At 61.3% G+C, this 15,219-nt stretch carries 13 protein-coding genes; 10 read left to right on the top strand and 3 right to left on the bottom strand.

Going from position 1 to position 15,219, the window contains the following annotated elements:
• The 4 genes from IVB32_RS05860 to IVB32_RS05845 all read left to right on the top strand — a co-directional run.
• Window positions 1-496: ATP-binding cassette domain-containing protein (locus IVB32_RS05860; protein WP_247409972.1), on the top strand; the 496-nt coding region annotated here is incomplete at its 5' end.
• Between the two features lie 126 nt (window positions 497-622).
• On the top strand, window positions 623-1,780 hold the full coding sequence (locus IVB32_RS05855) for an ABC transporter substrate-binding protein (protein ID WP_247409971.1): 1,158 nt from the start codon (window positions 623-625) through the stop codon (window positions 1,778-1,780).
• 511 nt (window positions 1,781-2,291) lie between these two features.
• Complete coding sequence (gene nhaA, locus IVB32_RS05850; RefSeq protein ID WP_247409970.1) at window positions 2,292-3,665, top strand: Na+/H+ antiporter NhaA; 1,374 nt, start codon at window positions 2,292-2,294, stop codon at window positions 3,663-3,665.
• Between the two features lie 10 nt (window positions 3,666-3,675).
• Window positions 3,676-3,909: a hypothetical protein gene (locus IVB32_RS05845; protein ID WP_247409969.1), complete on the top strand. Its 234-nt coding sequence runs from the start codon at window positions 3,676-3,678 to the stop codon at window positions 3,907-3,909.
• Between the two features lie 353 nt (window positions 3,910-4,262).
• Here IVB32_RS05845 and IVB32_RS05840 read toward each other — a convergent pair whose 3' ends face one another.
• A complete protein-coding gene (locus IVB32_RS05840) occupies window positions 4,263-5,483 on the bottom strand; it encodes a cytochrome P450 (protein WP_247409968.1) in 1,221 nt (406 codons plus the stop codon).
• A 319-nt stretch (window positions 5,484-5,802) separates the two neighbouring features.
• On the bottom strand, window positions 5,803-7,083 hold the full coding sequence (nhaD, locus tag IVB32_RS05835; protein ID WP_247409974.1) for a sodium:proton antiporter NhaD: 1,281 nt from the start codon (window positions 7,081-7,083) through the stop codon (window positions 5,803-5,805).
• Between the two features lie 1,202 nt (window positions 7,084-8,285).
• Between nhaD and IVB32_RS05830 the strand changes: the two genes are divergently transcribed.
• Window positions 8,286-8,456, top strand: coding sequence for a hypothetical protein (locus IVB32_RS05830; protein WP_247409967.1), 171 nt, complete (start codon window positions 8,286-8,288; stop codon window positions 8,454-8,456).
• 1,804 nt (window positions 8,457-10,260) lie between these two features.
• On the opposite strand, the gene IVB32_RS05820 is transcribed toward IVB32_RS05830, so the two are convergent.
• The gene (locus IVB32_RS05820) at window positions 10,261-11,241 is read right to left on the bottom strand and encodes a LysR family transcriptional regulator (RefSeq protein ID WP_018460432.1); all 981 of its coding nucleotides are present in this window, start codon (window positions 11,239-11,241) and stop codon (window positions 10,261-10,263) included.
• 102 nt (window positions 11,242-11,343) lie between these two features.
• On the opposite strand from IVB32_RS05820, the gene IVB32_RS05815 reads away from it, so the two are divergent.
• From IVB32_RS05815 to aroE, 5 genes are read left to right on the top strand one after another with little or no spacing between them, the layout of a single operon-like run.
• The gene (locus tag IVB32_RS05815; RefSeq protein ID WP_247370641.1) at window positions 11,344-12,288 is read left to right on the top strand and encodes a ketopantoate reductase family protein; all 945 of its coding nucleotides are present in this window, start codon (window positions 11,344-11,346) and stop codon (window positions 12,286-12,288) included.
• A 4-nt stretch (window positions 12,289-12,292) separates the two neighbouring features.
• On the top strand, window positions 12,293-12,679 hold the full coding sequence (locus IVB32_RS05810; protein ID WP_026234029.1) for a VOC family protein: 387 nt from the start codon (window positions 12,293-12,295) through the stop codon (window positions 12,677-12,679).
• Between the two features lie 13 nt (window positions 12,680-12,692).
• A complete protein-coding gene (locus IVB32_RS05805) occupies window positions 12,693-13,163 on the top strand; it encodes a MaoC/PaaZ C-terminal domain-containing protein (RefSeq protein WP_018460428.1) in 471 nt (156 codons plus the stop codon).
• On the top strand, window positions 13,160-14,386 hold the full coding sequence (locus IVB32_RS05800; protein WP_018460427.1) for a CoA transferase: 1,227 nt from the start codon (window positions 13,160-13,162) through the stop codon (window positions 14,384-14,386). The genes IVB32_RS05805 and IVB32_RS05800 overlap by 4 nt, the downstream gene beginning before the upstream one ends.
• A 3-nt stretch (window positions 14,387-14,389) precedes the next feature.
• Window positions 14,390-15,217 (top strand): shikimate dehydrogenase, encoded by an 828-nt coding sequence (gene aroE / locus IVB32_RS05795; protein ID WP_018460426.1) that lies wholly within the window; start codon window positions 14,390-14,392, stop codon window positions 15,215-15,217.
• Window positions 15,218-15,219 lie beyond the last annotated feature (2 nt).

Genomic DNA, 15,219 nt, shown 5'->3' with positions numbered 1-15,219 from the left:
CGGGCGCAAGAGCCACAGAATCGCGCAGGCCGGCATGCAGCTCGTGCACGAGGAACGCCGCATTTTCGGCAGCCTGTCGGTGGAAGAGAATATCCTGCTCGCCGGGATCACGGCGCCCAAACGCTGGCCTCTCGACCGCATCTACGAGATGTTTCCGCGACTGAAGGAGCGGCGTAGCAACCGCGGCACCGAGCTGTCGGGCGGCGAACAGCAGATGCTCGCTATCGCGCGGGCGCTGGTGCGCGATCCCAAGATCGTGCTGCTGGACGAGCCGTTCGAGGGGCTCGCGCCCGTCATCGTCCACGATCTGGTCAAGGCCTGCCGCGAGCTCGCCGCCGCCGGCCAGACCATCGTGCTGGTCGAGCAGAACCTGGCGGCGACGCTGGCGCTGGCGAGCCGGATCTACATCATCAACAACGGACACATCGTGCACGACGGGCCAGCTCGGGAGCTCAAGGCCCAGCCGGAGCTGCTCCAGCGCTATCTCGGCGTTTAGTTGATTTCACCGAGCGCGACGTGACGACGCGAAGTCTTGACGACCTCGCGCTGAAATCGAAAAGGAGGAACACGTCAAATGAAATGCATTGCGGTAAGAACGGTTCAACTGTTGCTGGCGGCGTCAATGGCGATGACGACTGCACACGCCGCCGAAAACAAGGTCGTGATCGGCGATATCGACGATATGTCCGGCCTGTATGCCGACGTGATCGGCCCCGGCGGCGTCGAGGCGGCCAAGATGGCGATCGAGGATTTTGGCGGCAGCGTGCTCGGGAACAAGATCGAGTTCATGGTGTCCGATCACCAGAACAAGCCCGACGTTGGAGCCCAAAAATTCCGCGAATGGGCCGATCGGGATGGCGTTACGATGATTCTCGGCGGATCGAACACGGGAGTCAGCTTGGCGATGAACAATGTCGCCAAGGAGAAGAAAATTCCGTTCATCGCTATCGGCGCAGCCGGCGCATCACTGACCGGCAAGGACTGCACACCCTATACGGTCCACTACGTCTACGACACGACGGCGCTCGGCAACGGTACCGCCAAGACCATGGTCAAGCAGGGCGGCAAAACCTGGTTCTTTCTCACCGCCGACTACGCCTTCGGCACCCAGTTGCAGGAGTCCGCCTCGAAGGTGGTTGAGGCCAATGGCGGCAAGGTGATCGGCGCCGTGCGCGTTCCGCTCTCCACGTCGGACTTCTCAAGCTATCTGCTCCAGGCCCAAAACGCAGGTGCGCAGGTGCTTGGACTCGCCAATGCCGGCAACGACTTCACCAATTCGATCAAGGCTGCCGACGAGTTCGGCATCGCCAAGACAATGAAGCCGGCCGCATTGCTCGCCTTCATCAGCGACATTCACAGCCTTGGCCTCAAGACCGCACAGGGCCTGTACCTCACCACCGGCTGGTATTGGGATCTTAACGAGAAGACCCGCGCCTTCGCCAAACGCTACTATGAGAAGACGAAGCGCGAGCCCACCATGAATCAGGCGGGCTACTATTCGGCGACCATGAGCTACCTCAACGCGGTCAAGGCTGCCAGCTCCACCAATTCAGAGAAGGTCATGGCGGAGCTCAAGAAGATGAAGATCGACGACATGTTCACCAGCAACGGCAAGATCCGTGCCGACGGCCTGATGGAGCATGAGATGTATATCATGCAGGTCAAGAAACCCGATGAGTCCAAACAACCTTGGGACTATTACAAACTGGTTCACGCTATGTCGGGCGAAGAAGCATTCGGCAAGTTGTCCGACTCGGCGTGTCCGCTGGTTACACACTGATAGTCGTGTTCCAACCGCGTCGTCGCACAAGAGGAGCGCACCCGCAAGTGCGCTCCTCTTGGAGTACGCAACAGCGGGCGTGCGCGGCGGCACATCCGCGGGGCTTCCTCTCTCGCTGCCGGACAGCCCGACCAAAACTCCGATCCTGGCGGCAACCTAGGGTGTCGTGTTGCTCAGCGTTGCGCAAAGCCCCTGTAGAACTCCCCGCAACACCAGCCGGAGCGGGGATTTCAGTACGCCGGGGACGACCCGTCAAGCGCAAGGGCGGAGCCTGCCAGGCGTTTTAGCGCGCCGGTACCGCTCCAGAGCCTGAAAGGATTCCGAGCGCCTGCGAGCACACACACCCGGAATGAGTGCCGCCCGAGAGGGCAGATGATGCAGCTGCTGCCGCCTGATCCTCTCCACGGCCGACTTTTCGGACGCCGTGTTCCGTCGTGGAAGGTTGAAATGACGCCCATGCGATGTATAACCGGGTTCGGGTGTTCGCTGTATCGGCAGCGACAGGAAAGCGATGGTCGGGCCGCCACGCGGAGATCCTGCGCCCGTGAACCACAATCCTCCGTTTGACGATCTGCCGAAAGCCCAGCGGCTGGCCGAACAGGCCCTCAACACCCTTCAGCGGTTCCTGCATGTCGAGGCTGTCAGCGGTGCGGTCCTGCTCGCTGCCGCCGCCGCTGCACTGATCTGGGCGAATTCCCCAGTGGCTCACAGCTATCACGATTTCTGGCACCTTCCGGTGACGATCGCCCTGGGAGAATTCGTCTTTTCACGCTCGCTGCATTTCTGGGTCAACGACGTGCTGATGACCGTGTTCTTCCTCGTCGTGGGCATGGAGATTCGGCGGGAAGTCCACGAAGGCGCGCTGAGCAGGCTGGACCAGGCCATGCTGCCGCTGGTCGCGGCGATTGGTGGCGTCGTCGTCCCGGCACTGATCTATCTGAGTCTTAACGCCGGTCCGGATCGAGGGCAGGGCTGGGCCGTGCCTACGGCGACGGACATCGCCTTCGCAGTCGGAGTGCTCGCCCTGCTCGGACGAAGAATCCCGGTCAATTTGCGGGTCTTCCTCCTTGCTCTGGCTATCATCGACGACATCATTGCGGTGCTGATCATCGCGCTCTTCTACACCGCAGGCCTTCAGCCTGGCGGTTTCGTCGTGTCGATGATCGGCGTTGTCGCCGTCCTGGGCTTTCGCCGGATCGGGGTCGGCTCTGCGCTTTTCTACGTCCTACCTGGTTCTCTGGTTTGGATCGGGTTCATGGCGGCTGGGATCCATCCCACCCTAGCGGGTGTGCTGCTCGGGGTGATGACTCCCGCGCGCGCCATCCCGATGCGGGAACCACCACTGGAGATGGTCTCTCGCGCTCTCAAGCAGTTGCGAAGCAGCGATGCGGTCAGGGCGAAGGATCCGCACAGGTTGGCCCAACCACTGCGGGACCTGCGCGTGGCCCAACGGGAGCTACTGCCGCCGGTCTCTCGGGTGCAGACGGCGCTGCATCCGTGGGTGGCATACGTCATCATGCCGATCTTCGCGCTGGCGAACGCCGGCGTCGGCCTGACGAGCGTCGATCTGCCCGCCGGTGGACGTTTGGTGATGCTGGGCACAGCGCTCGCCTTGGTCGCCGGCAAGCCGCTTGGTGTCGTCGGCGCGACTTGGGCGGCCGTACGACTGGGCTGGTGTCGGTTGGCTCCGGGAGTTTCCTGGGCTGGGGTCTGCTTGGTCGGGCTGCTGGCCGGGATCGGTTTCACCATGTCGATCTTCATTTCGATGCTCGCCTTCGCGGATGAAGGACTCCTGACGGCGGCGAAACTGGGCGTCCTTCTCGGCTCGCTTGTTGCAGCGATGCTCGGCCTCGGCTGGGGCTTCAGCCAAGTCCGGCGCTTGTGAGGTGTGACCCATGCCCTTTAGAGCCCCGCATGTCTCGTTCGTGTCGTTTGCCGTCGAGGTCCAATCCTCCGGAGTGACCCAGGCGATGATCGTCGAGACGGACCTGCATCTGAATCCACGGCATCCCGCCTACGACCGCTTGGCCCTGACGCAACTGATCGCAGCGGCAGAGGCGTACACGAGCGCCAATGTGGAAGGTCCTTCTTCCATTCGGCTCATTTCGACCCGCAGCGGGGAAATCTAACGGTATCATCAGCCGCGGCCCTGCTACGACTCGTGAACCGGAGGCCGGGTGACCGAGGCGAGGTATTTGAGTGCGGAAGGGTAGCATTGCTCCGGAGGCGGGAAGAATTGGTAGGCGAATATGAAACATGTGCCGTCTTTGCTGGGCGTGGTCGTCCTGTTTTGCATCGTCTTCTTCCTGACAAGAGCGTCTCTTTCGACGCCTCAACTGGCAGCGGGCATTTGCATCGCTCTCCTCGTTTATGCCGCCACTATGGTTTGGCATATCCGCAACATCCTTCGGTGATCGAGAGAGGTGGCCAAGGCGCCGAGCAGGCGATGACCCAGGTCTCGGACCCTCGGAGATGCCGGCGCTCAGGCCGCTAGTCGCACCGGCAATCGCGCCAGCGCGCGGATGCCAAGCCGCTTGTGCCACCTGATGTCTTCGGGCCCACGGGCAAGCCGCAAGTCGGGAAAGCGATCCCCGATGCGCTGAATTCCTATCGACGCCTCTGCGCGCGCGAGCTGGAAGCCGAGGCAAAAGTGTACGCCGGTGCCGAACGAAAGGTGCGGATTTGGGTGGCGCGTAATGTCGAACGTGTGGGGCTGTTCGAACCTTGCCGAGTCGCAGTTCGCTGCGGCAAGGAATGCAGCAAACATCTCGCCGCGCCGGACCTGGCGTCCTTGCCAGATCAAATCCCGGGTTGCGAAACGAGGCTTGGTCATCTGCACGGGGGAGACGTAACGAAGACATTCCTCGATGCATGTGGGCATCAGGCCCGGGTCTTGGCGCAACCGGCTCAACTGGTCCCTATTCGTGAGCAGCGCGTAGAGACCGCCCGATATCAGATGCGTAGTGGTTTCCTGTCCCGCACCGAAGAGCAGGAAGATCATGGAGACGATTTCGCCCTCGCTAAGCGTGTGGCCTTCGATCTCCGCCTCGCGTAGCGCAGCGATCAGACCCTCAGGCCGCGCCCCGCCACCGGGTCTCGAAACGCGTCGAAGGTAGCGCACGACGCTGATCACACCGGGGATGGCGCGGATCACCGCAAAGAAATTCGCAGTGTCCTTCAACCCACCCAACCAGTTCTTGAACCGCTCGTGATCCTTCTCCGGCAACCCTAGCATCGCGCAGATTACCGAAAGGGGCAGATCTCGGCAGAACTCTGCCATGAGATCGGTCTCGGGCTTGCCGCCCAGCTTGTCGAGCAGCCGATCGGCCGTCTCAACGATCGTCGGCTTGAGAGCTGCGATCGTGCGCCTCTGGAAGGCGTGGTCGACGAGGGCACGCAGGCGACGGTGCTCCGGATCGTCGTGGCCGAGCATGTTCGACGCAAGAAGCCCGAGCGTCCTCGGGAGAACTTTCAATATCCGCTCTTGCGTTCTGCTTCCGGCGTTGGCGGGATCGCGCGCGAAGTCCTGGCTGTTTTTCAACAGTTCTGCGCAGCTCTCATGGCTCGCCGCGAGCCAGGTGCGGCCGACGATCGGCAATCTCAAGCGCACCACCGGGCCTTCGGTTCGCATGCGGTCGAGCGTCGTAAAAGGGTTCGCGTGAAAATCCGGGGACAAGATGTCGAACCGTCGCTCGTCGGGCATGTCTGCTTCCGCGCATCTGCTTGTTGTGGATGAAAATTGAGCGGTGCTCCGTCGCGAAGACAGCCTACTTCGGGCCTTCAATCCTTCACGTCACGCCGGAGCGGGTGGTGCGCTTCGCGGCTGCCGAGGGTGGACACGCCGAAAAGTACGGCAACGTAGGTTGTCCCGCGGATCCAAGGCATCCGGATTGGCGGGCATAGGCACGCGCGACCGGCCTGCGGCCGCGCAGGCCTGCAGACTGCAAGCCTGAAGGAGAGCATTGGCTCTGAAGAGTAAGCGGGTCCATTCAAACTGCCTCGGCGCGTGCGCGTCCCTGCGTTCAGTGAAAGTACCGGAACTGCACAATGTACACCGCCGCTCCGGCGAAGTATCCGAGGAGCGCGAGTACGCTGATCTTTCGCATGTACCAAATGAACTGGATCTTCTCGATTCCCATCGCAGCAACTCCCGCAGCAGAGCCGATGATCAGTATCGATCCGCCCGTGCCGGCGCAGTAGGCGATGAATTCCCACAGAAAACTGTCCGGTGGATACTGGCTCATTCCATACATCCCCATCGACGCTGCGACCAAGGGAACGTTGTCGACGATGGCGCTGAGCAGCCCCAACGCAAGCACGATTGCGTCGGTGCGGCCGATGCTTTGATCCAGCCAGGCTGCAAGGGCGGCAAGAATATGGGTGTGCTCCAGCGTGGCAACGGCCAGCAGAATGCCCAGGAAGAAGACGATTGAGCTGAGGTCGATCTGGGTGAGAGCGTGCGCCACGGTCAACGGCCTTCTCTCCAGCGGTTGCTTCCGGCGATGAATGATCTCGCCGACGAGCCACAATGTTCCCAAGCCGAAGAGGATGCCCATGAAAGGCGGCAGGTGCGTAACGGTTTTGAACGCTGGCACCAGGACCAGGATGGCAACCCCGAGGGTGAACATGACGTTTCGTTCGAAGGCCGGCGTGAACGCATCGTCGCTGCCATCGATCTTGGAAGAAGCGAAAGTTCGCCCCCGCAGCTGGTAATTCACGATGAGCAGCGGGATCAGCATGTTCGTGAGGGACGCGAGGAATAGCGTCTTGACTATGGCGAGAGCGGTGATCTGGCCACCGATCCACAGCATGGTTGTGGTGACGTCTCCAATGGGGGACCACGCGCCGCCTGCGTTGGCAGCGATCACAATCATCGCGACGAACAACAGCCGATCACTTTGCTTGTCGAGCAGTTTTCTGATCAGAGAGACCATGACGATCGTGGTGGTGAGATTGTCCAACACCGCGCTCAGAAAGAACGTCACGGCGCAGATGAGCCACAGCAGGGTCGTCAACTTCTTTGTGTTGATCTGCGAGGTGATGATCTCGAATCCGTCGTGCGCGTCGATGACCTCGACAATGGTCATGGCGCCCATCAGGAAAAATATGATCCCTGCAGTCGAGCCGATGGTCTCGCGGAGCTGTTCGACGATAGCGTCGTGGTCAGTTGCTCCCACGGCATAGATCGTCCAGAGCAGGCCGGCGCCAAAAAGGGCGGAAGCTGATTTCTCTATTTGGATCGGGTGCTCAAGCGCTATAGCGGCATAAACCACGACGAAAACAACGACGAGTGCGACCAGCAAAACGAAGCCTCCGAATCCGGTTTTCGTGGGGATCATGCCCGAACCGAACTGCGCTAAGAAGCCTCATGTGCTGAAAGGCCGCGGTCTAGTATTGTTGGCTTGGGAGAATAAAATGTCTCAACCAAACGGTAGCAGATCAAACTTGTGGGGCTCCCGCGCGAACGGCCCCGTCGGCTGGATTGTCACCGTCGTATCCGTTCTTATGTTTGTCGTGGCCCTGTACGTGTATGCAACGAGTGGTGCACCGGGTTCGTCTCCGAATGCGACGGGCGGCTCGAGCGATCACTCGTCGGCTCGCCTCCCAGCACCGAGTAAATAAGGACAGGACAAAGCGCCGCGAAGCCGCCGTTGCACGGCAGCTATCGACTGAGCATTCTCCAGCGAATGGACCGAGAAACGGGGATTATCTCAGCCGCCGGTTTAGCCTGGCCGCTTGAGGTTTACCTTCAGGCGATCGACGCGCCGCGACCTCCAAGGCCACGAGGCCGAAGACGGAGAGAGCGATTAGCATGACGAGTAGCAGCAGGGTGCCGTACATTCAGATGACTCCTACCCAGCTGCTCCTGTGAGCAGCCAGTGGTTCGACAACGTGCGGCGCCGAGATCGACGGGTAGAGTGGAGTTGTCGATCAAGCAATTGCACATGCGGACAGAAGGGGGCAATGAGTGTGCGCACGCAAGGCCCGTGCCTGCAGCCCGAGCCTTGCCGGCACCTGCACGCGAGTTTCTCGGCTCTACGGCTAGTAGTTTTTGATGCTGCGCAAAAAGTTGCCGGCCGGGGCCTCCTCAAAAAATGCTTTCCTCACGGGACTCCCCACGAACGATCGCTTCAGGCCCAACGGAATGTAGCGATTGGCAGCTCGCCGGGCAGTCGGGAGCTCGCTTGTCGCCCGTCAGGAAAATCCTGACTATCATGACCTCCGCTCGGGGGAGGAAGGTTCAGTCGTGAATGTGGCTCAGAGTCAAAACCTCAACTGGCAGGCGAAGGAAGCGCGGCGTCTCAGCGAGCCTAGCGCAGCAATGCCGGTAGATGCGCGGCAGCACGAACGTTTTGGTGCGCTGCGCGATGGTAATCGCCCGAGGAGTGGGAGTATGCTTCAACGTGTGCCAAAGACGGCGCTCGAACGCCGCACACAATTACGTCCAAGGATGGAAAGGCCGCCCTTCGGGGCGGCTTTTCTGTGAGCATTGGAGGGAGAGCAAATGCATCTGAAACCTCCCATCCACCTTGACACGGAAAGGTCGCGCAAGAGGGCCGTGTGGTTGCGTCAATTAGCCGAAGGGGCGGCACACCCGCAATTCGCTGAAAAGATCAAGGATCTAACTGAAGAATACAACGGACTTGCCGAACAGTTAGAGCATGAGGACCAGTAGGCCCGCGACACGCAACGTGATCAAGGAAAGAAGCGGCGTGGGCCCAGCTGCTTGATGTCCCCGAGTGTCGAGCGCCTCCCAGCCCGATCCGTACCGCCGTTACCTTGTTTGCGGTGATGCCGCTCCGAACTACCGACCGCGTTTCGGCCGTGGGGGGCCGGGTTGTGCACCAGGTCCCTACAAGGCAGGGAAGTCGCGCGACGAGGTGGACCTGAGCCGGACCCGCATGTGTTGCAAGCTGCGACCGCTCCGCCGACCCTGACTAATCCCAACGCCCGCACTGAACGGAGGGTCCGTTTCCGCCGACGAAGGTAGCTGCCGTTGCAAGGTCTCCTGGAAACGGTCGACCCTCCTTGTAGGCGGGCAGCCGTTTAGCGGCATCGGAGGGCTTAGAGGTCGTTGCTCGATATTCCTCGCACCGGCCGCCCTCGATCCTGCGGCCGAGGCCGAACGCAATGCGCCATCTTCGGTCAAGTTGTGCGGGAGGCGGAGCACTACATCGCACATAATGGCCATCTGCCGTGCACGTATCCGAGCTCTGCAGCAGTCTCGAGGGGGGTCGCAGGAGCTTGTACCGTGCCTTCGACGAGGTCCTCGGACCAGGCCCAATCGAATTCCTGCGGGCGAAGCGACTCTCGATGGTGCATCTGCGGCTACGCGCAGCGTTATCGAGAGGAACGGTGCCGTCTGTTCGATTTCAGAGGACATCGTAGGGAGTATTGTAGGAAGCGGAGTAGGCGGGGTTCTGCCGGCGCCCCCCGTTACTTCCCCCAAAAGTAACGCCTAATCCCGCAAAATGTAACGGCCAATTCTCGAAGAAGTAACGCGTGATCTGGGAGCGCACAGAACTCGGAATGCCTGGCTGACTGAGCTTTTCGCCCTTCATTTGGTCCGCGACACAGCCATTGTGCTGGACGCGAACTCTGAAGCGGGTCCTTCATCAGCACAATCTTCAAGCGCGAGACGTCATCGGCTACTTTCGCACGGCATCGGCGGCCACCGCGCGAGCGACAGAACTTCGCCCAATGGACGACCGCGAAGGCCTGCGCGGGCGAAGCGTTGCCTCCTGTGCTCTTCCTACTGGCGGGCGAAGGTCGCCGAGTCCTTGATGAGAGCGCGCGCGCCGGGGTCCTCGGCTGTCGGTCGCGTTGGGCATATCCCCGAGCACCACCTTGGCCTCCGCCTTCTTCGCCCCCGCGGCGCTGCTGCTGTCGCACACGTTGGCCGCACGCCGCTCAGGCCACACGACATGAACGGGTTCCAGCTTGGGGCGGTATGGTCGCTCATCCTGTGTTGCGGTCGCTCCGGACGTGAGACGACAGTGTGATGCCAGTTGGTTCAGATATGCCGCCGTTTCGTTTTTTGGTGTTTCTTGATAGTGCGACACCAAGATGCTACACATTGCCAGTGTCGCCCGGATTTTCTCCAGTCTTTTCAGGTGCGTAGCTTCAGCCGCCGCAGGTCCAAACCTGGCTGAGTACCCTCCCGCCCCAGCCAGATGTCAAGCTGTTGAGTTCATTCGGTAAGCAGTTTCACTTTGGGCGCGTTTGGAAACACAGATTTTAAGGCTCGGTCCAGAATCGAACTAAACGGCGTGGCCATGCTGGCTTATCTCCGAGGCTTCCATCCGAACATATACCGTGGAAGCTGGGCGGGCAGGTGTTTTGCCCTCATCGTAGAATAGGGTGCTACGGCGAACGAAGCGGACAACCGGTCCAGATGCGCATGTGCGGAATTGCAGCCGTGCCGCAGTCGGCCCGGCCGGTGGCCTCGGGCGCGGTCGTTGCCCCGCTACCGGGGACCATTACGACTGCAAATCGCGTGGCCTTCGTTTCCTTGGCCGACCGGAACGATATAGACCCCGCACTTCCTGCTGTTGAAAGAGCTCCGCGCAGACGCCACGCAGCCATTGGCTTGCCGGGTCATGATGGAAGCGGGCGTGCCAGTATTGCTTCACCGTAAATCCGGCGATTGCCAGCGGGCAGTCGAGCACGCGCAGTCCGTAATAGTGAGCCAGCGTTTCACCAATGTGCCTTGGAAGGGTGGCGATCAGGTCAGTCGTCCCGACGATTGCAGGCAACCCCAAAAAGCCGGGTAGCTCCAGCCCAACGTCTAGGACTAATTTCTGCTCCTGCAGCGCAGCGGCGAGCAACTGATGCCCGGTGCCGGAGCGAATGAGGACGTGTGCCTCACGCCTGAAATCCTTTGCCGTGATGCGGTCGCGGATCCGGGCATGTTTCGCGCTCGCCAGGCAGACCCAATCCTGCGGAAACAGTGCCTGTTGGAAGTGTCCCGCGTCGAGATCCGAGATGTAGCCGAGCGCCAGATCGGCCTTTCCGGACTGCAGCATTCTTGGGGTGTCGGGGCCGATCTGTGTCGCCTCGATACGAACGCCAGGCGCAACGCGACGGACCTGAGCGAGAATGGAGGGAAGCAGCGTGACGTGACTTCCATCCGTCATGCAAATGGCGAAACGGCGTTTCGCGGTTGTCGGATCGAAGTCGCTGCGAAGCTCGGCCAGGCGACGCAGCATCTCCAGCGCCTGCCTCGCCGTGCCGATCAGAGCCTCCGCGCGCGGCGTCGGCAGCATGCCGTCTGCTGATCGGACGAAGAGCGGATCGTCTAATTCCTTTCGCAGACGGGCCAGCCAGATCGAAATGGTCGGCTGACTTTGACCGAGCTTCTCGGCTGCCTTGGTGACGCTACCCGTTGCGAACAATGCGTCGAACAGCCTGAGCAGGCGCGGGTCCAGCAGGTTGGTCTCGATGGGATCCTGGTGCTTCATTGCGATTCACAATAATTGCTATAAAGATCATAATATATCTAAATATCGAGCGGCCGGCTACCGTGCTTCCAACGCCGAGAATGGCGCGGGAGAAGCGTTCGGATGAGGATCTGCTTTATCGGAGCGGGAGCCTTGGGCTCGACCATCGGCGGTACGCTGGCGCGCGGCGGGGCCGAGGTCTGGCTGATCGATCCGTTCCAGGCTCATGTCGACGCTATCAATGCCGGCGGCCTACGGGTGCTCGAAGTTGGCGCCGAGACCGTTGTGAAGGTCACTGCGTGCACTTCCGCGACCCAGGTTGGCGTAGAGGCAGACCTCGTCATTGTCCTCGTCAAATCCTACCACACGCGGGATGCCATCCGTGCCGCGGCGCCGATCATCGGGCCGCGGACGGTCGTGATGTCGCTTCAGAACGGTCTTGGTCACGAGGACATCCTGTCGGAGGAGGTTGGTCGTGACCGGGTCATAGCGGGCAAGACCTACGTCGGCGGTGTGCTGCTCGGCCCTGGTCATGTTCGTTCCGGGGTCCTCGGCAAGGAGACCATCATCGGCGAGCTTGACGGTCGCTTGACGGAACGTGCGCAGCTAATCTCCGGGACTTTTAATCGCGCCGGAATTCTCACGCGGCTCAGCGACAACATCTTGGGCACGATGTGGGACAAGTTGTTCATCAACGTCGCCGGAGGAGGAATTACCGCCGTTACCGGGCTGACTTATGGCGGCCTGTATTCGCTGCCAGTTCTGGAAGATTGCGCGCTGGCCGCAATCTCGGAGGGCATCGCGGTTGCGCAAGCTGCCGGCGTGAAGATCTCGATTACCGATCCGCGACGCGCCTGGACGATGGCGTCCGCCGGACTTCCGCCCGAGTTCAAGACGTCGATGCTGCAGAGCTTGCAGTCCGGCAATCTGACCGAGGTTGACTACATCCACGGCTCCGTCGTGCGTTGGGGCGCCAGGCTCAACGTGCCGACCCCCGTCAATTCCACCCTCGTCGCGCTGGTCAAAGGCATCGAATACGCCCGCAGCGACTATCCTGGAAGGTCTTGAGACAATGTCATTGCCCCGCGCTTATGTCGAACACGTCGCGATCCGTGTGCCGGACGTTGATCGTCACGTCGACTTCTTTCGTGAGGTGCTTGGTCTCGCCAATCGCGATGAGCAACCCGCCGATGGTACGCGCCCGCGTCAGGTTTGGGTGCTCGGAAGCGTGCAACTCATTGAAGATCCGAATTTCGTCGGACCAGAGGGGCGTCTCGCCCATCTCGGCATCATGGTCGACGATTACGAAGGTGTACTCACCCGTGCCGCCGCCTGGGGCGCCAAGGCGTTGCCCGCCGGGCCGAACTGGCTCGAGCTGCCGGGCGGGCTCAACGTCGAAATCTTGCAAGCCAGCGCAGGCGCCGTGGAAGCCGCCCTGGCGATCAATCCCCGTGCCTAGAGGAAGACGCGATATGACAGATGAGCGCTACTGGGACGATGCCAAGGTCGGCGATGAATGCGTTACGCCACCGGTGACGGTCACAGAAGGAATGGTAAATGCCTACGCCGAACTGACGGGCGATTTCACGCCGGTCCATGTCGACGAGGAGTACGCGAAGACAACGCCGTTCGGCACGCGCGTCGCGCACGGGCTGTTTGGTCTGTCGCTGGCCGACGGTTTGAAGACCCGTGCCTACTACCGCTTCCTCCCGGGAATGTCGCTGGGCTGGACGTGGGATTTCAAGCTGCCGATCAAGCTCGGGGACACCGTGCACGTGAAGTTCCGCGTGGGTTCAATGCGCGAGACAAAGCGGGACGGGTGGGGCATCGTGGTGCTGCCCTCGGAGCTGATTAATCAGCGCGGCGAAGTGGTGCAGCTCGGTGAGCATCGGCTGATGATTCCGATGCGCCCGAAGACCGGCGTCGCGGGAGAGCGCGCATGACCGCGCAAGATCTGCCGCTCAAAGGCGTCCGCGTCATCGACTACAGCCATTTCCTGGCCGGCCCGTTCATGGGCCGTTGCCTCGCCGCGATGGGCGCGGAGGTCATCAAGGTGGAGCGTCCAAAGGGCGGCGACGCAGGCCGGGCCCATGGATATTTCAAGGACGAACAATCCGGCTACTTCCTACAGCAGAATATGGGGAAGCAGGGACTTTGCATCGACCTGCGCGACAAGCGTGGTCTCGACATGATGATGAAGCTGGTCGACACAGCCGATGTCTTCATCGAGAATTACCGACCCGGCGCACTCGAACGTCTCGGGCTTGGTTACAAAGCGCTATCGGGGCGGAATCCGAAGCTGATCTATTGCTCGGTCTCCGCCTATGGTCACACCGGTCCCTATGCCGATCGTCCGGGCTTCGGCCTGATCGCAGAGGCGATGTCGGGGGCCCTGGCGCAATTGGGCAATCCCGGCGAAGCGCCGCCACTGCTGCGGATGCCGCTGGCCGATATGTACACTGGCATTCATGGCGTCGCTGCTATCAATGCGGCGCTGGTTGGCCGTGCGTCGTCCGGGCGCGGCCAACATATCGATCTGGCGCTGTACGATTGCATGGTCTCGATGCACGACTATGCGGTTCAGCGTTACTTCCTCTCGGGCGGCGCTGACCTGCCGAAGCAAACCGGCAGCGGACAGCCGGACTCGACCGTTTACGGGGTCTTTCCGGCCAAGGACGGCAATCTTGTCATCGCTGCGCAAGTCGATGATGCGTGGCGACGATTGGCGAGCCTGATTGGAGGAGACACGCTGGCATTGGACGAGCGTTTCGCCAAGCCCGCCGCGCGGAACGCCCATTATGCTGAAGCCATGGAGATTGTGCGCAACTGGACGCTATCACAGCCGTCTCGGGATGCGTGTCTTGCGGCACTCGAGGAAGCAGGTGTGCCGTCCGCTCCCGTGCAGACCATCGAAGAGGTCGCGAGGGATCCGCAGATCCATGCGCGCGGCATGCTGGTCGAGCAGGAGCATCCGGTGCTCGGCAAGGTAACGCTGCCGAACCTGCCGTTCCGGTTCTCCGATTGCGACACTACGGTGCGTACTCCGGCGCCACTGCTTGGGCAGGACAATCGCCGCATTGCCGCATCGCTGGGACTGTCGGCCGAAGCCGTCGACGCGATGGTGCGCGACGGCGTGCTTTACAACGAAGCTGCAGTGCGGGAGTGAGCGATGAGCGATCGTTATGCGGTGATTGGCAATCCGATCGGCTTCAGCAAATCACCCTTGATCCATGGCACTTTCGCCAGAATGACGGGACAGGATCTCGTCTATGAGGCGATCGAGGGACCTATCGATGGCTTCAGCCGACGGGTCGACCAATTCCGGACAGAGGGTGCCAAGGGGCTGAACATCACCGCCCCTTTCAAGCTCGATGCCTTCGCTTATGCAAATGAGCTTTCAGAGAGCGCCAGACGGGCAGGTGCCGCAAACTGCCTGAAATTCGAGGGCGACCGGATCATCGCCGAAAATTTCGACGGGGTAGGGCTGGTGCAGGACATCACTGCCAATCTCGGCGTCAAAATGGCCGGTCGGCGCGTCCTGATGCTCGGCGCCGGGGGAGCGGCGCGTGGCGCGTTGCTGCCTTTCCTGCGCCAGCAACCGTCCGAGTTGGTTCTCGTCAATCGAACGCTGTCCAAAGCCGTGGCATTGGCCGAAGAGTTTGCCGGCTGTGGTCCCCTGATGGTGAGCGGCTACGCTGAACTGGCGGACCTTGCCGAGGGCTATGACGTCGTGGTCAACGCGACCTCTGCCAGCCTGCGAGGTGAAATGCCGCCGCTTCCGGGGAATGTCTTCCAGGGCGCGGAGCTGGCGTACGAACTTGCCTATGGCAAAGGATTGACTCGCTTTCTGCAAGCGGCCCGCGCCGAAGGCGTGGCCAAACTGGCTGACGGCGTCGGCATGCTGGTCGAGCAGGCGGCGGAAGCCTTCGTCTGGTGGCGCGGCGTGCGACCGAGCACGGCCCAGGTCATCGCCGAATTGACTGTTCCATTGAGCTGACG

The sequence above is a fragment of the Bradyrhizobium sp. 23 genome, from assembly GCF_023073295.1.
In the GTDB taxonomy this organism is placed as follows: domain Bacteria; phylum Pseudomonadota; class Alphaproteobacteria; order Rhizobiales; family Xanthobacteraceae; genus Bradyrhizobium; species Bradyrhizobium canariense_D.
The sequence above is the reverse complement of the archived record's forward strand: the minus strand, read 5'-3'. Positions and strand labels throughout refer to the sequence as shown.